This window comes from Schaalia dentiphila ATCC 17982 (assembly GCF_000154225.1).
In the GTDB taxonomy this organism is placed as follows: Bacteria; Actinomycetota; Actinomycetes; order Actinomycetales; family Actinomycetaceae; genus Pauljensenia; species Pauljensenia dentiphila.
Map to the genome: position 1 here is coordinate 1284046 of NZ_DS264586.1, position 19294 is coordinate 1303339.

General features: G+C 65.1%; 16 protein-coding genes and 1 tRNA gene. All 17 read left to right on the forward strand.

Going from position 1 to position 19294, the window contains the following annotated elements; genetic code table 11:
- The first annotated feature begins 266 nt into the window (after window positions 1-266).
- The 17 genes from rplJ to ACTODO_RS05495 all read left to right on the forward strand — a co-directional run bounded on the left by rplJ (window position 267) and on the right by ACTODO_RS05495 (window position 19251).
- On the forward strand, window positions 267-788 hold the full coding sequence (gene rplJ / locus ACTODO_RS05415) for a 50S ribosomal protein L10 (protein ID WP_034512158.1): 522 nt from the start codon (window positions 267-269) through the stop codon (window positions 786-788).
- Window positions 789-880: 92 nt separating this feature from the next.
- Window positions 881-1261, forward strand: a complete 381-nt coding sequence (gene rplL, locus ACTODO_RS05420; RefSeq protein WP_003792291.1) for a 50S ribosomal protein L7/L12 — start codon at window positions 881-883, stop codon at window positions 1259-1261.
- A 139-nt stretch (window positions 1262-1400) separates the two neighbouring features.
- On the forward strand, window positions 1401-2195 hold the full coding sequence (locus ACTODO_RS05425; protein WP_003792292.1) for a MerR family transcriptional regulator: 795 nt from the start codon (window positions 1401-1403) through the stop codon (window positions 2193-2195).
- A gap of 222 nt (window positions 2196-2417) precedes the next feature.
- Window positions 2418-2489, forward strand: a tRNA-Asn gene (locus ACTODO_RS05430).
- Between the two features lie 58 nt (window positions 2490-2547).
- On the forward strand, window positions 2548-3729 hold the full coding sequence (locus ACTODO_RS05435) for a hypothetical protein (RefSeq protein WP_003792293.1): 1182 nt from the start codon (window positions 2548-2550) through the stop codon (window positions 3727-3729).
- A 37-nt stretch (window positions 3730-3766) separates the two neighbouring features.
- Window positions 3767-4123, forward strand: coding sequence for an MGMT family protein (locus ACTODO_RS05440; RefSeq protein WP_003792294.1), 357 nt, complete (start codon window positions 3767-3769; stop codon window positions 4121-4123).
- A gap of 189 nt (window positions 4124-4312) precedes the next feature.
- On the forward strand, window positions 4313-5830 hold the full coding sequence (locus ACTODO_RS05445) for a sugar ABC transporter ATP-binding protein (protein ID WP_003792296.1): 1518 nt from the start codon (window positions 4313-4315) through the stop codon (window positions 5828-5830).
- Complete coding sequence (locus ACTODO_RS05450; protein WP_003792298.1) at window positions 5827-6840, forward strand: ABC transporter permease; 1014 nt, start codon at window positions 5827-5829, stop codon at window positions 6838-6840. Before ACTODO_RS05445 ends, ACTODO_RS05450 begins: the two co-directional genes overlap by 4 nt.
- 93 nt (window positions 6841-6933) lie before the next feature.
- Complete coding sequence (locus tag ACTODO_RS05455) at window positions 6934-7992, forward strand: ABC transporter substrate-binding protein (protein ID WP_003792299.1); 1059 nt, start codon at window positions 6934-6936, stop codon at window positions 7990-7992.
- A gap of 189 nt (window positions 7993-8181) precedes the next feature.
- A complete protein-coding gene (locus ACTODO_RS05460) occupies window positions 8182-9945 on the forward strand; it encodes an L-fucose isomerase (RefSeq protein WP_003792300.1) in 1764 nt (587 codons plus the stop codon).
- A gap of 171 nt (window positions 9946-10116) precedes the next feature.
- Entirely contained in the window at window positions 10117-11526 is a 1410-nt protein-coding gene (locus ACTODO_RS05465; RefSeq protein ID WP_003792301.1) for a rhamnulokinase, read from the forward strand.
- Complete coding sequence (locus ACTODO_RS05470; protein WP_003792302.1) at window positions 11501-12496, forward strand: LacI family DNA-binding transcriptional regulator; 996 nt, start codon at window positions 11501-11503, stop codon at window positions 12494-12496. The genes ACTODO_RS05465 and ACTODO_RS05470 overlap by 26 nt, the downstream gene beginning before the upstream one ends.
- A gap of 13 nt (window positions 12497-12509) precedes the next feature.
- Window positions 12510-12941, forward strand: coding sequence for an RbsD/FucU family protein (locus ACTODO_RS05475; protein ID WP_034467793.1), 432 nt, complete (start codon window positions 12510-12512; stop codon window positions 12939-12941).
- Between the two features lie 332 nt (window positions 12942-13273).
- Window positions 13274-14023: a DeoR/GlpR family DNA-binding transcription regulator gene (locus ACTODO_RS05480; RefSeq protein ID WP_003792304.1), complete on the forward strand. Its 750-nt coding sequence runs from the start codon at window positions 13274-13276 to the stop codon at window positions 14021-14023.
- Between the two features lie 10 nt (window positions 14024-14033).
- On the forward strand, window positions 14034-15380 hold the full coding sequence (locus ACTODO_RS05485; RefSeq protein WP_003792305.1) for a dihydrolipoamide acetyltransferase family protein: 1347 nt from the start codon (window positions 14034-14036) through the stop codon (window positions 15378-15380).
- 16 nt (window positions 15381-15396) lie between these two features.
- Window positions 15397-16764 carry a dihydrolipoyl dehydrogenase gene (lpdA, locus tag ACTODO_RS05490; protein ID WP_003792306.1) on the forward strand — a complete coding sequence of 456 codons (1368 nt, stop codon included), beginning with the start codon at window positions 15397-15399 and terminating at the stop codon, window positions 16762-16764.
- A gap of 33 nt (window positions 16765-16797) precedes the next feature.
- Entirely contained in the window at window positions 16798-19251 is a 2454-nt protein-coding gene (locus tag ACTODO_RS05495; RefSeq protein ID WP_003792308.1) for an alpha-ketoacid dehydrogenase subunit alpha/beta, read from the forward strand.
- The last annotated feature ends 43 nt before the right edge of the window (window positions 19252-19294 follow it).

Consider the following 19294-nt stretch of genomic DNA (forward strand, 5'->3'; position numbering starts at 1 on the left):
GCGGGGCCAAGCTCGCGCATCTGCCCAGAGGCGGACTGTGCGCGCGGCCGGCCCCGGCCTCGTCTGTGATGCTCGCCCCGTTGCTTGCAAGCCCTAGCTGGGCCTGTTAAGCTGATCCTCGCCGAAGACCGTTGGTGTCCACACTAGTGGAGGAAAATCCAACGCAGGTGAGTGAGCAGCCCTGTGCTGCAATCGAGCGTATGCCCGACACGATCCTGCGTGTCGGGTTTTTTCTTACCTACGGTCACGTATCTGGAAGGAGGACCATGGCGAAGTCCGACAAGGTGGCAGCAGTTGCCGAGCTCGTGGAGCGTTTCCGCGCAGCCGACGCTGTCCTGCTGACCGAGTACCGCGGCCTGACCGTCGGCCAGCTGAAGCAGCTGCGTCGCGGCCTGGGCGAGAACGCGACCTACGCCGTGGCAAAGAACACGCTGGCGCGCCTGGCGGCCAAGGAGGTCGGTCTCGACTTCCTGGCTGAGGACCTCAAGGGTCCCACGGCCATCGCTTTCGTCTCCGGCGAGCCTGTTGAGGCTGCCAAGACCCTGCGTGATTTTGCTAAGGACAACCCCGCCCTCGTGCTGAAGTCCGGCGCGATGGACGGCGCTCAGCTGAGCGCCGAGGCTGTCAAGAAGCTTGCCGATCTCGAGTCCCGCGAGGTCCTGCTGGCCAAGGCCGCAGGCGTCCTCAAGGCCAAGATTGGTCAGGCGGCGTTCGCATTCAACGCTCTGCCCGTCAAGGCAGTGCGCACCATCGATGCTCTGCGCGAAAAGCAGGGCGAGGCGGCCTGACGAGACAGGCCATGTTCCACGCCGCCACCCCGGCTGCGTGAAACTACCCAACAATCTGCACTCGTGCAGGCCAATTAGGAAGGATGCCACTCATGGCTAAGCTCTCCAATGACGAGCTCATCGCAGCTTTCAAGGAAATGACCCTCATCGAGCTCTCCGACTTCGTGAAGCTCTTCGAGGAGACCTTCGACGTTGAGGCCGCTGCCCCCGCAGCCGTCGCCGTTGCCGCCCCGGCCGCCGACGCCCCCGCCGCCGAAGAGAAGGACGAGTTCGAGGTCGTCCTCGAGTCCGCCGGTGACAAGAAGATCGCCGTCGTCAAGGTCGTCAAGAACCTGGCCGGCCTGGGCCTCAAGGAAGCCAAGGACCTGGTTGACTCCGCGCCCTCCACCATCTTCCCCGCCGCGAAGAAGGAAGACGCCGAGAAGGCCAAGGCTGAGATCGAAGAGGCCGGCGGCAAGGTCACCCTTAAGTGACTTTCCCCGTCTGAAGCGTTCAGACTTTCACCCCTCGGTGGGTGAGCGAGCCCCGTCCCGCATCCGCGGGGCGGGGCTCAGTGCTCGGGCATACGCCCGACTTGACCATGACGCGACGTGAGGCTTCAGAATCATTTCCATGAGCGACGAGAACACTTTCTACACCGTCGGCGAGGTTGCCGAGCGATTCTCCTTGACGGTGCGAACGCTGCATCACTGGGAGGCCCGAGGCCTCCTCGCTCCCGCCGAGCGAAGCTGGTCGAACTACCGGCTCTACTCAGCCGAGGATTGTGCCCGCGTCCAAAGGATCATCATCTACCGGGCGACTGGGATGAGACTGACGGACATCAAGGCTCTTCTCGATTCTGGCGAGTCGGGGATCTCCCACCTGAAGCGGCAACGAGAAAGGCTCATCGCTCACCGTCAAGAGACGGACATGATGATCGAAGCACTCGACATACTTCTGGAGGATGCAATGAACGACAACGCACTGACCGTCGAACAGATCGGGGAGATTCTGGGGGACGCCGACTTTGCGGCCCACCAGGCGCGAGCCGAGGAATGCTACGGCGAGACCGACGACTGGAAAGAGTGGCACCGCCGCACCGCCTCGTGGCAGACGGGCGACTGGCAGGCGAGCACCGAGCGAATCCGCAGGATCGAATCGGACATGATCGATGCCATTCGCGCACGCGTCGCCACCGGTAGCGACAGGGCCGCCGAGCTCGTTGATGCACACCGGGACGCGCTGAGCGAGTACTTCCCCGTGAGCCCAGCGAAGCACTACCTCATTTCTCGTGCTTACCTGTGCGATGATAGCTTCCGCTCCCACTACGACTCTCAGCAGGAGGGCTTTGCTCAGTGGCTCGCGGACGCAATCGAGCACGTCGCAGTTGCGCGCGGCGTCGATACGGACGACCCGCAGTGGCGTTGATGCGGAGCCTCCCGCTCTGAGAGTGCCGGACCCGCAGCCTCGAGTGAGGGCTGCGGGTCCGGCGCTTCGACTATCCGCACAAGCCTGAGCGGCACGGAGAAGTGCGTGCCTCCTAGGGGCGCAGCCGCAGCCGTCCTCCCGCGTGATGCGCAGCATAGCGGCGGAGCTGTATCCGGCTTGCCAGTTTCGCGCCGCCTCTGCTACTATCTTCTCTTGTCGCAATCCTGCGTAGCTCAACGGCAGAGCATCCGACTGTTAATCGGACGGTTACTGGTTCGAATCCAGTCGCAGGAGCAGATGCCCCGAGTTCTCATGAACTCGGGGCTTTTTGTTGATCGGGGAGGAGTGAAACATGCAGGCGATCGCTGATCACGCCTACCACATTCTGATCATCGCCTTTGTTGCTACCACGATCGTCCAGGCGGTCGTCACGATCATGAGCAAGCCCCGCAATAAGAAGCGCGGACCCGTCGCCCCCAGGGAGAGCGCAGTCGATCGTGAGAAGCGCATGCGAGAGCGATACGCAGCTTTCGGGGAGCGTTGGCGGGAGTGGCTGGATCAACCGCGGAGGAGAGGTGACGCTGACCGTCTCGTGACGGCCGCGAGCATCTGGGGCAGCCCGGAACAGGGAGCTTCCTTTCCCCGGCGCTTCCATGCCAGTCAGCTCGGCAAGGTCACGGTCAATAGGCGCAGCTACCTGGCGATGCTGGACGTCCCCGTCGACGCTGTCCAACCGAGGCGTGAGCTGGCCCCGACGTCATGGGCGAAGGTGCGTCTCGACGTGTCGGCGCTCCACTCCAAGGCCGCGCAGAAGCCCCGTCTCATGCGCGTGTCGCTCAGTAGGGATCGTGCGCTCGTGGAGCTGCATCGCACGCGCGTCGTCAAGGTTGACGAGATTCTCCCCAGTGAGGTCGTCGGCTTTGTCCGAGGCTTCACACGCCTCGGCCCACGCACCGGCAAAGTGGATGGTCTGCGTTGGCTGCCCGCCGAGACAATGGAGTTGGGAGCCAAGCCCCTGTGGAAGACCTTCCGCGCGATGCGCGACATCTCCTGCGTGGCTCCCGAGGGGTCGACCGTTGCCGATGCCTTGAATGCTGTGGACTTCCATGCCTTTGCCTTCGTCGCCTTCCGCGCCGAGAGCGCGTGGAAGGAGCCCTGTGCCCACTTACGTGTTCTGGATTGTTCCGGCGTGACCTACCAGGTGGGTGATGCATTCTCGCAGGATTCCTCCGATGAGCGGTGGGCGCCCCCTGGGGATGATGCGGCGCCCTCGATGGGTGCGGATGGTGGGGAGGGTGCTCGGGCTTCTCGACGAGGCCGTGGCCGCCCGAGCAGGGGCCGTAGCCTGAGAAGAAGGCGTAGTGTGGCGGAGGAAGCGGTTGCATCCGCCAGTGACGACCAGAAGGTTGGGAAGTCGCAGTCCGTCGAGTCGCACGACCGCGAACCCGAGCCGCTGGCTGACACGGACCTCGCCGTGGTGCCGATCGATCCTCGCGAGGTGCTGTGGGCCGTGGAGAAGATGGTCGAGCTGTGACTGTTCATTGCTGTGTGCAGATGAGGAGGTACGAACGGTGGGGGAAGAACTTGTTGAGGCTGTCCTGCGGGTCGTGGAGGAGATCCCCGAGGGGCGTGTGGCTACGTACGGCATGATCGCCCGTGCGGTTGGTACCGGTCCGCGCGTCGTCGGGCGGATTATGCACGACTGGGGCGGTGGGGTCCCGTGGTGGCGTGTCGTGAGCGTTCACGGAACTTTTCCAACAACTGTGCGGGGTGAGGGATTCTCCGAGTGGGAACGAGAGGGGATTCCTCACGATCCAACACGTGGAAAAGTGTTGATCAAAGAGTGTGTGGTGGAGCAGGACTGGCTGAACGCTGTCGCGCGCCCCATCATTGAAAACATGCAGAATAATGCGGAATTGTCAGACTGAACCCCCTCGAGATTCGATTACGATTTGGTTACGCGTGAGTGAATTTAGCTCGCGCAGATCACTGTGATGCTCTACTCTTAGGAGGACGCCGAAGAGGGCGATTCTCCGGAACAGTGACCGTTAACGTTAACGAAGCCGGGGGAGCAAACTCCAGAAACAGAGAAGTTACTGGTACCCAAGGGGTGAGAAGTGACGAACTTACTAGAGCTAAAGGGGATCTCAAAGACGTTCCCCGGTGTGAAGGCGCTGTCCGACGTGGACCTCGACCTTCGACCCGGTGAAGTCTTGGGTCTCTGCGGTGAGAACGGAGCGGGCAAGTCCACGCTCATGAAGGTGCTCACCGGTATCCACAAGTCCGACCCGGGCGGCGAAATCTGGCTGCAGGGGGAGAAGGTCGACATCCAGTCGCCGGAGCACGCACGTGACCTCGGCCTGTCGATCATCCACCAGGAACTCAACATCGTTCCTGACCTGACCGTCGCCCAGAACCTGTACATCGGTCGACCCGGCACGTCCAAATTTGGCTACGTCGACGACCGCAAGATGGTTCGTGATGCGCGCGAACTTTTCGAGCGCCTCAACATGGACATCGACCCCACCGCACACTGCCGTGACCTGCCGGTCGCGCGTCTGCAGATGGTGGAAATTGCGCGTGCGCTGTCCTTCGACTCGAAGATCCTGGTCATGGACGAGCCAACGGCTCCGCTGACCACGACCGAGACGGAGTCCCTGTTCGAGCTGGTGCGCGACTTCGTGTGCCCGACGACCGGCCTGATCTTCATCACGCACCGCATGCCCGAGCTCACCGAGCTCACCAACCGCATCTCGGTCCTGCGCGATGGCAAGTACATCGGCACGGTGGACACGGCCACCACCCCCATGAGCGAGGTCGTCAAGATGATGGTCGGTCGCGAGGTCCCTGCGGACGCTCGCCCCACCACCAAGCCGCTCTCCGACGAGGCCATCCTGCGCGTCGAGCACCTCTCGACCGTCAAGGCCGTCCACGACGTGTCCTTCGAGGTCAAGAAGGGCGAAATCTTCGGCTTCGCGGGCCTGGTCGGCGCCGGCCGCACCGAGGTCGCCCGCGCGCTGTTCGGCGCTGACCCCCACACCTCGGGCGACATCTACGTCCACGGCAAGAAGGTCAGCATCAAGGGTGCGAACGATGCCGTGAAGAACGGCATCGGCTACCTGTCCGAGGACCGCAAGCAGTTTGGCTTGCTCCTCGACAAGGACCTGTCCTTCAACACTGGCATGGCAGCCATGGAGCACTTCACGAGCGCGTCGGTCGTTGCTACCAAGAAGCTGCGTTCGGTTGCTCAGGACTACGTGAAGAAGCTGCGTACGCGCACCCCCAGCGTCGACGTCGAGGTCCGTAGCCTCTCGGGCGGCAACCAGCAGAAGGTCGTCGTGGCCAAGTGGCTCGAACGTGATACCGACATCCTGATCTTCGACGAGCCGACGCGCGGTATCGACGTGGGCGCGAAGGACGAGATCTACACGCTGCTCGAGGACCTGGCGAAGCAGGGCAAGGCGATCATCGTGATCTCCTCGGAGCTGCCCGAGGTCCTGCGTCTGGCGAATCGCATCGCCGTCATGGCCCATGGCCGCATCATCGGCACCCTCGACAACGAGGAAGCCACCCAAGAAAACATCATGGAACTGGCCACCGTCGGCCAGGAGGAAGCGAACGGAGTACACGCGTGAGCACCGCCGTCGTCGATAACAAGGGCCTGGAGGCGCCGTCGCGTTTCAAGACCTTCATGAAGAACAACATGCAGCTGCTGCTCGTGACGCTGGCGCTGCTGGTTGTTCTGGCATTCTTTAGCTTTGCAGTGCCCAACTTCGCGTTCGTGAATCGTGAGGTCTATCTGGGCATCGTCCTTCAGTCGGCCTACACGGGCGTCATGGCGCTCGGCGCCACATTCGTGATCGCCACTTCGGGCATCGACCTCTCCGTCGGTACGGGCCTGAGCCTCGTGGCGGTTATGGCCGGCGTTTTCCTGGCGGGCGACAAGATGAACCTGCCGCTCGGCCTCGGCCTCGTGCTGACGCTGCTGGTCGGCATGGCGATCGGCCTGGTCAACGGCCTGAACGTCTCGATCCTGGGCCTGCCGCCCTTCATCGCAACACTCGCCATGATGATGGTCGCCCGAGGCCTCGCGCTGATCATCTCCGACAAGGCCTCGATCTCCATCGCCAACCCCGGCTACAAGTTCATTGCCTCGGGCACGCCCATCCCTTACGTTGCCAACGCTGTCATCATCTTCGTGGTCCTCACGGTCCTGGCGACCTTCCTCATGAACAAGACCCTGCTGGGGCGCTACGCCCTCGCGATCGGCTCCAACGAAGAGGCCACGCGCCTGTCCGGCGTCAACGTCCGCCTGTGGAAGATCATCATCTACGTGGTCGCGGGTGCGTTCATGGCTATCGGCGCGATCCTGTACTCGGCTCGTAACGGCCTCGTCCAGCCTGCTGAGGGTGTGGGCATGGAGCTCAACGTCATCGCCGCGGCCGTCATCGGCGGTACCTCCCTGTCGGGTGGCCGCGCCTCGATCCCCGGCGCCCTGGTCGGCGCGATCCTCATGGAGACCCTGAAGAAGGGCCTCACGATGATGGGTATCGCCGCCGAATGGCAGTTCGTCGTCACCGGTATCGTCCTGCTCCTTGCGGTCGTTATCGACAACCTGCGTCGCATCCGCGAAAACGCAGCCTGATTCTTACCCATTCAATTCACCCATCGTGGACCGACGTCGGTTCACACACACCAAGGGCGGGAATGACCCCGCCACCCCACGAAAGGAAAACCAATGCGCCCCATCGGACGTATCTTCGCCGCCGCCGCCGTCGGCTCCATGGCCCTGGGCCTTGCTGCCTGCACGACCTCGACGGATTCCTCCTCCTCTTCCGACGCCAAGCCCAGCGCGTCCTCCGGCTCCGCCAAGGTTGACACCTCCGGCAACGCCCAGGATTGGGAGAAGGCTGCGGTCAAGGGCGATGGCACCAAGACCATCTACCTGGTCTCCAAGGGCTTCCAGCACCGCTTCTGGCAGGCCGTCAAGGAAGGCGCCGAGCAGGCTGGCGAGGAGCTGGGCTACAAGGTGAACTTCGTCGGCCCGCAGGACGAGACCAAGGTGACCGAGCAGACCGACCAGCTGAAGTCCGCTCTGGACTCCGGCCCGGCCGCCATCGGCTTCGCCGCCCTCGACTCCAAGGCTGCCGCCGACCTGCTCACCGAGATCAACGGCAAGGGCATCCCGGTCGTCGCCTTCGACTCCGGTGTTGAGTCCGACATCCCCGTCACCACCGTCCAGACGGACAACAAGGCCGCCGCCGCCGAGGCCGCCAAGCACATGATCGAGCTGCTCAAGGACAAGAAGGGCTCGGTCGGCATGGTCTGCCACGACTCGACCTCCACCACGGGCAAGCAGCGTTGCGAGGGCTTCAAGGAGTACTTCAAGGCCAACGCTCCCGCCGACCTGAAGCTCCTCGACGAGCAGATCGCCGGTGAGGTCACCAAGGCCGCCGACACCTCGCTGTCCATCATCCAGGCCAACTCCGACATCGTCGGCATGTACGGCTCCAACGAGGCCGCTGCCTCCGGCATCGTCCAGGGTGTCGCTGAGTCCGGCAAGGACGTCACCGTCGTCGGTTTCGACTCGGGAAAGACCCAGATCGACGCCATCAAGGCCGGCACCGAGGCCGGCGCCGTGACCCAGTCGCCCGTGAAGATCGGCTACTACACGGTCAAGGCCGCGGTCGCAGCGCTCAACGGCGCTGAGCTGCCCAAGGTCATCGACTCGGGCTTCGCCTGGTACGACAAGACCAACATCGACAACGCTGACATCAAGGCGAACCTCTACGAGTGAGCCGATAGCTCCATCGGGCACGAGGCCGGGGCTGGGGAAGTGACAAACTGAACCGGTGGCCCGCCGCGGGTCCCGCTCCACGACTGTGGGGTGGGACCCACGGACCCGGCACTTTTCCATTCGAAGGATCCGAGGGGGCGAGCGCCCCCGCGCTCCGACATCGACGTCTTCAAGAGGGATGAAGGAATAATGACAAACCACCCCCGCATCGGAATCCGCCCCACTATTGACGGCCGCCGTAAGGGCGTTCGTGAGTCGCTCGAAGAGCAGACCATGAATATGGCGAAGTCCGTCGCCGAGCTTTTCACCTCCAACCTGCGCTACCCGGACGGCAGCCCTGTCGAGGTCGTCATCGCTGATACCACGATTGGCCGCGTCCACGAGGCCCAGGATTGCGCCGCGAAGTTCCGCGCGAACAACGTCGGCCTGACCCTGACGGTCACCCCCTGCTGGTGCTACGGCACCGAGACCACCGACATGGACCCCGCGATGCCGCACGCCATCTGGGGCTTCAACGGCACCGAGCGCCCCGGCGCCGTGTACCTCGCCGCCGCCCTGGCCGGCCACGCCCAGATCGGCATCCCCGCCTTCGGCATCTACGGCGAGCACGTGCAGGACGCTGACGACACCTCCATCCCCGAGGACGTGCGCACCCGCCTCCTCGACTACGCGACCGCCGGCCTGGCCGTTGCGCAGATGAAGGGTGAGGCCTACCTGTCCATGGGCTCCGTCTCCATGGGTATCGCCGGCTCCGTCGTCGACCCCGACTTCTTCGGCTCCTACCTCGGCATGCGCAACGAGTACATCGACATGAGCGAGTTCACCCGCCGCATCGAAGAGGGCATCTACGACCCCGAAGAGTACGAGCAGGCCTACCAGTGGATCCGCGAGAACTTCAAGCAGGGCAAGGACTGGAACCCGCCGGAGTGGCAGTACCCCGAGAAGCACGAGGACTGGTGGAAGTTCGTCACCAAGATGACGATCATCGCCCGTGACCTCATGCACGGCAACCCCCGCCTGGCTGAGCTGGGCTTCGAGGAAGAGGCCGGCGGCCACGGTGCCATCGTGGCAGGCTTCCAGGGCCAGCGCCAGTGGACCGACCACTTCCCCAACGGCGACGTTCTGGAGACCATCCTCAACACGAACTTCGACTGGACCGGCATCCGCCAGCCCTCCGTCGTGGCCACCGAGAACGACTCGCTCAACGGCGCCTCGATGCTGTTCGGCTACCTGCTGACCAACACGCCGCAGATCTTCTCCGACGTGCGTACCTACTGGAGCCCCGAGTCCATCGAGAAGGCCACCGGTTGGAAGCCCGAGGGCCGCGCGGCCGCTGGTCTGCTCGACCTGCGTAACTCCGGCTCGACTACGCTGGACGGCGCCGGTAAGGCTGTTCGTGATGGCGAGAATGTCATCAAGCCCTGGTACGAGGTCACCGAGGAAGACCGCGAGGCCACGCTCGCGGCCACGACGTTCCACCCGGCCTCGACCGGCTACTTCCGTGGCGGCGGCTTCTCGACCCACTTCCGTACCTCCGGCGAGATGCCCGTGACGATGTGCCGCATCAACCTGGTGCGCGGCCTCGGACCGGTCATGCAGATCGCCGAGGGCTACACGGTCGAGCTGCCCGACGAGGTTGCCTTCACCATCGAAGAGCGCACCAACATCGAATGGCCCACCACCTGGTTCGTCCCGAACCTGACGGGTGAGGGCGCCTTCAAGAGCGTCTACGACGTCATGAACGCATGGGGCGCCAACCACGGTGCGATCTCCTACGGCCACATCGGCGGCCAGCTCATCACGCTGGCGTCGATGCTGCGCATCCCGGTCAACATGCACAACGTCCCCGCGGAGCGCGTGTTCCGCCCCAAGGCGTGGTCGCTGTTCGGCACCGAGTCCCTCGAAGCCGCGGACTTCCGCGCCTGCGAGACCTTCGGTCCGATGTACCGCTGATACAACCACCGGTCGGGCTCGGGTGTCCTCTCTCCCCGAGCCCGACCGGGCTCGCCCCCACGCGGGGCACCACCACCGGGATCGAAGCCCCGGCCTCGCCGATGAGGAAAGCCGCACAAGAACCCAACGACGGGACACGCCGACCCAGGGCGTATCTGGAGGAGACCTTCAATGACCACCGTACTTGCTGTTGACCTTGGATCCGCATCCGGACGAGTCCTCGCCGGAACGCTGCACGACGGCCGCCTTGACGTCACCGACATCCACCGCTTTAAGCACGAGGCCCGCCGCCGCGAAGATGGCACCCTCACGTGGGACGTGGCCACGATGGAGGCCGAGACGATCACCGGCCTGAAGAAGGCCCTCGAACAGTTCCCGGACGCCCGCGCGGTCTCCATTGACACATGGGGCGTGGACTGGGCTCCCCTCGACGAGAACGGTGAGCTCGTTGGTGACGTTATTGCCTACCGAGATGAGCGCACCTCCCGCACCCTTGACGCTTTCCGTGATCGCATCGGCGACCGCGAGTTCTTCGACCTGACCGGCAACCAGCCGGCCACCATCAACACGGCGAACCAGCTGTTCGCCTACCTGCAGGAAAACCCCGCCGACGCGCAGCGCGTCGCTGCCGCCCTCTTCCTGCCCGACTACTTTGCGTACCGCCTCACCGGCGTCGTCGGCTGGTCGCGTACGATCGTCTCGACCTCCGGCCTGCTCACCCCGGGCGGCGGCGACTTCAATGACGAGGTCTTCAACCGTCTCGGTATCCCGCGCGGCTGGTTCGGGGACCTCGCCGCCGACCGCACCGTCGTCGGCCCCTGCACGGTCCCCGGCCTCGAAACCCTCACCGTCGTGCGCGGCGGTGCCCACGACTCCGCGTGCGCCGTCCACGGCCTGCCCATCGAGGAAGGCAAGCGCGCCTACTTCCTGTCCTGCGGCTCCTGGTCCGTCCTCGGCGCGATTGAGGATGAGCCCCTCATGAGCGACGCCGCCTTCGACCTGGGCATCACGAACGAGGGTCGCACCGACGGGGGAGTGCGCCCGCTCTTTAACATCACCGGCATGTGGATCCTTCAGGAGATTCAGCGCCAGTGGGAGCGCGAGGGCACGCCCACCGACACCGACGAGCTGGTCGCCCAGGCTCGTGAACTGCCCGCCGCCTCCGGCGTTTTCGATCCCGACGAGGAAGCCTTCGCCACCCCCGGCGACATGCAGCGCAAGATCGACGAGGCCCTGGACGCCCAGGGCGCGGCACGTCCCGACTCCATGGCCGGCTACGTGCGCGTCATCATCGAGTCCTTCGCCCGCCGGTACGCCCGTGCGATCGGCGAGCTGACCGAGGCCACGGGGAAGGCTCCCGACCAGCTCAACCTCGTGGGCGGCGGCGCACGCAACCGCCTCCTGTGCGACCTGACCGCCCAGATCTCGGGAGTGACCGTCGTGCGAGGCCCCATCGAGGCATCGACATTCGGTTCCCTCCTCGCCCAGCTCGAAACCATCGGCGCCCTCGCCGAGGAGGACCGCGCCACCGTCATCGCAGCCAGTGCAGCAACCCATGTCCACGTCCCGACCCGCAGCTAAGAAAGTCTCGCTCGCCGACATCGCGCGGCGCGCAGGTGTCTCGACCAACACGGTCTCGCGCGTCGTGCGCGGGGATCCTGAGGTGTCGGAAAAGACGCGCGCGCGCATTGCGAAGCTTGTCGAGGAACTGGGCTACGTGCCCAACTACGCGGCGCGAGCGCTCGCGGCCAAACGCACCAACGTCCTGCAGGTCGTCCTGGCCGCCCCCATGTTCCACGGACACGGGCGCGTGCTGCTGTCGATCCTCAACGCCTCGTCGCAGGCCGGCTATCACGTGTCCCTGTCCTACGCCTACGGCCCGGACGGGCAGTTGCGCAATGACTTCGCTCCCTTCGACGTCGACGGAGTCATCATCCTGGGTGGTCAGGACCCGACGATCGACGTAGCGATCGAGGCGGGCAAGCGTTTCCCAACCGTCCTCGTCCTGACGAGCGAAAAGGGGCTCGACGGCATCTCCACCGTCGCGGTCGACAACGTGCGAGGTGCGCGCCTGGCGACCGAGCACCTTCTCGCCCAGGGGCTCACCGACGTCGTTCACATCTCGGGTCCCGTCGGCTGGTCGGACGCGCAGATGCGGCGCATCGGCTACGAGCAGGCGTGTGCGTCCTACGACATCGAGCCCGTCGTGCTTGAGCCCGACTCGTGGGACTCGCGTGACGGCTACGACGTCATGCGAGCGGCCGGTCGTCTGCCCCAGGGCGTACAGACCGCCAACGACCAGCTGGCCCTGGGCGCCATGCGCTACATCTACGAGCGCGGGGGAGTAGTCCCTCGCGACGTGCGAGTCGTCGGCTTCGACGACATCGACGGCGCAGACTCCTACGCGCCCCCGCTCACGACGATTCACCAGCCCTTCGACCGCCTGGGACGCACGGCCGTGCGCCTCGTGCGTTCGCTCATGGACGGCGGTCCCTCACAGGACATCGTCCTCGACCCCGAGCTGGTCATCCGGGCCAGTTCACACCTGTAAGAAAGGCACGTTCATGCTCTATGGACCTATGACGCACCCGCAGTTCCTGCGCGCGCTCGCGGCCGCCGGCCACGGCTCGAAGATCCTGCTGGCGGATGCGAACTACCCGCACACGACGGGTGTGAACCCGCGCTGCGAACTCATTTCGCTCAACCTTGCCCCGGGTCTCCTGGATGTCAGCCAGGTTCTCGACGTCCTCAAGCGCACGATTCCGATCGAGCGCGCAGAGATCATGACCCCCGCCCCCGACGCTGATCCGGTGGAGATCCCGATCCACGACGAGTTCCGCGCGGCTCTGCCCGGTGTGGAGTTCGGCGAGATTTCCCGCTGGGACTTCTACGATGCCGCGCGTGACGAGAACGTCGGCATCATCGTTGCGACGGGCGAGCAGCGCCTGTACGGCAACCTGCTCCTGACGGTCGGCGTGCGCCAGCCCGGGGAGTAAAACCCGTTTGCCGCCCCAGGGCGTGCCTTGTCGCATCGGTGACGAACGCTTTCGTTTCGTTTTCGTTTCAACTAGATGGTGGCTCCGGGGTAGAGAAGACAGTTTCATCGCTGGTGGGTGGCTCGTAAGAGCTGCCCACCAGCGCGTTTATCCTTGCAATATCTTTGAATAATGAAAGATGAACGGCGTTGTCCTGAACGTTTGTGCGCCCTGTGTGCACCTGTGTGACTCCTCTTCTCGTGATGTTGCATACTTTCGTTTTAGTGACTATTCTTTTCTTAACGAAAGAGAAAGCGACAAAGAATGTTGCTGATTCTGTGAAGAGGTGTCCTATGGGACGTGCAGAAGAACGCACGAACTACATCCTGGATCGCCTCGCCCGGGAGGGTGAGGTGAGCGTCGCGCAGCTTGCCTCCGATCTGGGAGTTTCGCCCGTCACCGTGCGCGCATCGCTCAAGTCTCTCGACGAGCAGGGCTACCTCGTGCGCACGCACGGAGGAGCGCGTCCCACCACCTTCCGCAACATTCACCTGCGCCAGAACGATCGTGTTGAGATCAAGGAGCGCATCGCTCGCGCCGCCGCCGACATGATCCACGACGACGATCGCATCATGATCGAGGCCGGCACCACCTGCGCCCTCATCGTCAAGTACCTCGCCGGCAAGCGCGGGGTTCAGGTTCTCACCAACTCCGTGCTGGTCTTCGCGAACGCCCGCTCCAACCCGAACCTCAACATCACGCTGACGGGTGGGCACTTCCGCGCCGAGTCCGAGTCCCTCGTGGGGCCGGTCGCCGAGCGCGCCATCAATGACTTCAACGCACGCGTCGCGTTCCTTGGGACCGACGGGTTCAGCGTTGATCGGGGTCTGACCACCCAGCTTGTAGAAGGTGGACAGGTCGGCTCCATTATGCGTACCCGCGCACAAGAGACGTGGCTGCTCGCTGACTCCTCCAAGTATGGGGAAGCCGGCTTTGTCAGCTTCATGGGGATCGACGAGGTCACCGGAATCATCACCGACGATGAGATCCCCGAAGAATCCATCAAGGAATTGGCCGAGCGCACGAAGCTGCGCATCGTCTAGGAGGAATTACATGGCCACCATCGTGGTGATGCCCCAGCTGGGCAACTCTGTTGAGTCATGCATCATCGTCGAGTGGATGATCGCAGAAGGCGACACCGTCTCCGTCGACCAGACGCTCGCGTCCATCGAGACCGACAAGTCGACCATGGAGGTGCCCTCGACCGCCGAGGGTACCGTCCTGAAGCTCCTGTGGGAGGAAGGCGACGAGGTCCCCGTGAAGGATCCGCTCATCATCGTCGGTGAGCCCGGAGAGGACATCTCCGGCCTCGTTCCCGGTGGCGACGCTGCCCCCGCCGAAGCCGACGCTCCCGCCGAGCAAGTCGCCGCTGCCCCCGAGGCTGGCGCCCCCGCCTTCGCGACCGAGCGCGCCACCGGCGCCGTCTCTCCGCGCGCCCGCGCCCTCGCCGCGTCGAACGGCGTCGACGCCTCGGCCATCACCGAGGGCTCCGGCCCCCACGGCCGCGTCATCGAGCGTGACGTCGCCGCCGCGATCGCCGCCGGCCCCGTCCTGACCTCCGCCGCGCGCGCCGCCGGCGTGAGCGCAGCCGAAGGCACCGGCATCGGTGGGCGCGTGTCCGTCGCCGACGCTGGCCGTACCGCAGAGGCTGCCCCGGCCGCCGCTGTCGTGGCTCCCGCCGCCGCTGCCGCCGACTTCCCCGGCGCCTCGGCCTCCGCCCCGCTCAAGGGCGTGCGCAAGGTCGTCGCCAAGCGAATGATGGAGTCCCTGACCTCCACCGCGCAGCTGACCCTCAACACGACGGCCAACGCCGCCGGCATCCTCGCGATGCGCAAGAAGGTCAAGAACGCCGACGAGGCCCTGGGCCTGAACAAGATCACGCTCAACGACCTGGTCTGCTTCGCGGTGTCGCGCACCCTGCTCAAGTACCCCGTGTTCAACGCTCACCTCGAGGACGGCGTCCTCACCGAGTTCGAGCAGGTCCACCTCGGCTTCGCGTGCGACACCCCGCGCGGCCTCCTCGTCCCCGTCATCCGCTCCGCGCAGGCACTGGGCCTCAAGGCGTTCTCCGACGAGGCCAAGCGCCTCGCCGGCGGCGCGATCGACGGCTCCCTGTCGCCCGACTTCTTGAGCGGCGGCACCTTCACGGTCTCCAACATCGGTTCCTTCGGTATCGAGACCTTCACCCCCGTCATCAACCTGCCCCAGACGGCCATCCTGGGCGTCGGCGCGATTACCCCGCGCCCGACCGTGGCCGCAGACGGCTCGATCGGCGTGGAGCAGCGCCTAAACCTGTCGCTGACGATCGACCACCAGGTGATCGACGGTGCGGACGGCGCTCGCTTCCTGCGCGACCTGGTCGCAGCCATCGAGAACATCGACGTGACGGTCCTGGCCTGAGGAAAGAGGAATACTCATGAGTGACACGCATTTTGACGTCATCGTCCTCGGTGCGGGCCCCGGCGGCTACCTGGCTGCCGAGCGCCTCGGACACGCGGGCAAGAAGGTCGCCCTCGTGGAGGAGCAGTACCTGGGCGGCACCTGCCTGAACGTGGGCTGCATCCCCACCAAGACCCTGCTCAACGGCGCGAAGAACTACCTGCACGCCAAGGAAGCCAGCCAGTTCGGCGTGGACGCTCAGGGCGTGGCCGTCAACTGGACGCAGATGCAGGCCTGGAAGGACCAGGTCGTGAAGGGCCTGGTCGCCGGCGTCGCAGCCACTGAGCGCAAGGCGGGGGTCACCGTCATCAACGGACGAGGCCACCTCGATGCCCCCGGTCGCGTGACCGTCGAGGGTACGACCTACACCTCGGATCACGTCATCATCGCCACGGGTTCCGTGCCGGCCATGCCCCCGCTGCCCGGCACCCAGGACAACCCGGCGCTGGTCGACTCCACGGGCATCCTGTCCCTGCCGCAGATCCCGGCCCGTCTCGCGATCATTGGCGGCGGCGTCATCGGCGTCGAGTTTGCGTCCCTGTACGCCACCCTCGGCTCCCAGGTGACCGTCATCGAGATGGCCCCCGAGATCCTGCCCTTCATGGACGACGACCTGGCCGCCAAGGCCCGCGCCGCCATGAAGGACGTGACCTTCGAGCTGGGCTGCCGCGTCGAGTCCCTCGACGGAGGCACCGTCCACTACTCCAAGGGCGAAGAGAAGCTGAGCGTCGAGGCCGACGTGGTCCTCATGGCTGTTGGCCGCCGTCCCGCGACGGAGGGCTGGGGCGCGCAAGAGGCTGGCCTGGAGATCAACCGCGGCGTCGTCGTCGACGACACGATGCGCACCAACCTGCCCAATGTGTGGGCCATCGGTGACGTCACCGGACGTTCCCTCCTGGCGCATGCCGCCTACCGCATGGCGGAGATCGCCTCGGCGAACATCCTCGATCCCTCCGCTAAGAAGCGCGGCGAGGTCATGCGCTGGCACACCGTTCCGTGGGCCGTCTTCTCGATCCCCGAGGCCGCAGGCGTCGGTCTGACCGAGTCCGCCGCCAAGCGCGAAGGCCGCGAGGTCCTCGTCGCCAAGGTCCCCGCCCTCATGTCCGGCCGCTTCATCGCGGAGAACGGCTTCAAGGCCCCCGGCGAGGCGAAGATCCTCGTCGACCCCAAGACCCACCAGGTGCTGGGCATCCACGTGCTGGGTGCGTACGCCGCCGAGATGATCTGGGGCGCCCAGGCCGTCCTCGAGATGGAACTGACCGTCGAGGACCTGCGCCAGGTCGTCTTCCCGCACCCCACGGTCTCCGAGGTCATCCGCGAAGCCGCGTGGGCCGTCAAGCTCTAACGAACATTCCCTACATCAAGGAAGAGTAGAAACATGACTCAGTCTCTTATCATCGACCCCAATGAGGTGCGTCGCCCCGGGTACGTGAAGTTCCCCGAGGTCCCCGTCAACCAGTACACCTTCGACCGTGACACCGAGATCGCCCGCTACGGCGAAAAGGGCATGGTCCAGATGCTCCACGACATGATCGTCGTGCGCACCTTCGAGTCGATGCTCGACTCCATCAAGAAGACCGGCGCCTGGGAAGGCGTCGAGTACAACCACCCCGGCCCCGCCCACCTGGGCATCGGCCAGGAGAGCGCCTACGTCGGCCAGAGCTACGTGCTGTCGCCCGATGACTTCATCTTCGGTTCGCACCGCTCCCACGGCGAGATCCTCGCCAAGTGCTACTCGGCCATGCACCAGATGGATGAGAGCCAGCTCGAGGGCATCATGAAGGGCTTCCTCGGCGGCGAGACCCTGTCCTACGCCGAGAAGATCGACTACAAGGACACGAAGGACCTCACCGAGAACTTCATCCTCTTCGGCGCCCTCGCCGAGATCTTCGCCCGCAAGTCCGGCTTCAACCGCGGCCTGGGCGGCTCGATGCACACCTTCTTCCTGCCCTTCGGTTCCTACCCGAACAACGCGATCGTCGGTGGCTCCGCCCCCATCGCGAACGGTGCGGCCCTCTTCAAGCGCATCAACCGCAAGCCCGGCATCGTCATCTCCAACATCGGTGACGCCGCCATGGCCTGTGGCCCCGTGTGGGAGGCCATGAACTTCGCGTCCATGGACCAGTTCCGCTCGCTGTGGCGCGAGGAGGACGGTGGCAACCCGCCGATCCTGTTCAACTTCTTCAACAACTTCTACGGCATGGGCGGCCAGACCTTCGGTGAGACCATGGGCTACGAGATCCTCGCCCGCGTGGGTGCGGCCCTCAACCCCGAGGCCATGCACGCCGAGCGCGTCGACGGCCTCAACCCGCTGGCCGTCGCTGATGCGACCACCCGCAAGAAGAAGATCCTCGAGGAGGGCCGTGGCCCCGTCCTCATGGACACCATCACCTACCGCTTCTCCGGCCACTCGCCGTCGGACGCCTCCTCGTACCGCACGAAGGAAGAGGTCGACCTGTGGGAGCAGGTGGACTGCATCAAGGAGTACTCCAACCTGCTCATCTCCAACGGCCTGACCACGCAGGACGAGATCGACGGCTACACCGCCTCCCTGACCGAGAAGCTTGTCAAGGTCCTCAAGCTCTCGATCGACGACGAGGCCACGCCTCGCGTCGCCGACGGCTACATCGACTCCGTCATGTACTCCAACGAGAAGGTCGAGGCCTTCGACGACGCGACCCCCGAGATCGACCTCGAGGACAACCCGCGCGTCAAGGCTCTGGCCAAGAAGGTGCGTACCTCTGTCGACGAGAACGGCAAGCCCGTCTCCAAGATGCGCATGTACCAGTTCCGTGACGGCCTGTTCGAGGCCATGCTGCACCGCTTCAAGACCGACCCGACGATGGCCGCTTGGGGCGAGGAAAACCGCGACTGGGGCGGTGCCTTCGCCGTCTACCGTGGCCTGACCGAGGCCCTGCCCTACCGTCGCCTGTTCAACTCGCCCATCGCCGAGGCCTCGATCGTGGGCGCCGGCGTCGGCTACGCGATGGCCGGTGGCCGCGCGGTCGTTGAGCTCATGTACTGCGACTTCCTGGGCCGCGCCGGTGACGAGGTCTTCAACCAGATGGCCAAGTGGCAGTCGATGAGCGCCGGCCTGCTCAAGATGCCTCTCGTCCTGCGCGTGTCCGTGGGCGCGAAGTACGGCGCTCAGCACTCTCAGGACTGGAGCGCGCTCGTCGCTCACATCCCGGGCCTGAAGGTCTACTTCCCGACCACCCCGACCGACGCTAAGGGCATGCTCAACCTGGCGCTCGCCGGCACCGACCCGGTCGTGTTCCTCGAGAGCCAGAAGCTCTACGACAAGGGCGAGGACTTCGAGCCCGGCGGCGTGCCCGAGGGCTACTACGAGACCGAAGAGGGCGAGCCGGCGATCCGCCGCGAGGGCACCGACATCACGATCGCTGCCTACGGTGCGACCGTGTACAAGGCCCTCGAGGCCGCGGACGTCCTGGCTGAGAAGTACGGCCTGAGCGCCGAGGTCATCGACCTGCGCTTCGTCGCCCCGCTCAACTACGACAAGCTCATCGCCTCCGTGAAGAAGACCGGTCGCCTGGTCCTCACCTCGGACGCGGTCGAGCGCGGTTCCTTCCTGAACACGGTCGCTGCCAACGTGCAGACCCTGGCCTTCGACGCGCTCGACGCGCCGATCGCCGTCGTGGCCTCGCGCAACGGCATCACGCCCGGACCCGAGATGGAGTCGTTCTTCTTCCCGCAGGTCTCCTGGATCCTCGATGCGATTCACGAGCGCGTCCTCCCGCTGCCCGGCCACGTGCCCACCACGAAGCACGCGACCGAGGCTGAGATCGCGCGCCTGAACCGCGCGGGACTCTGAGGCGCTGGGGGCGGGCCGTTCCCCTTTCCTGCCCGCCCCCGTC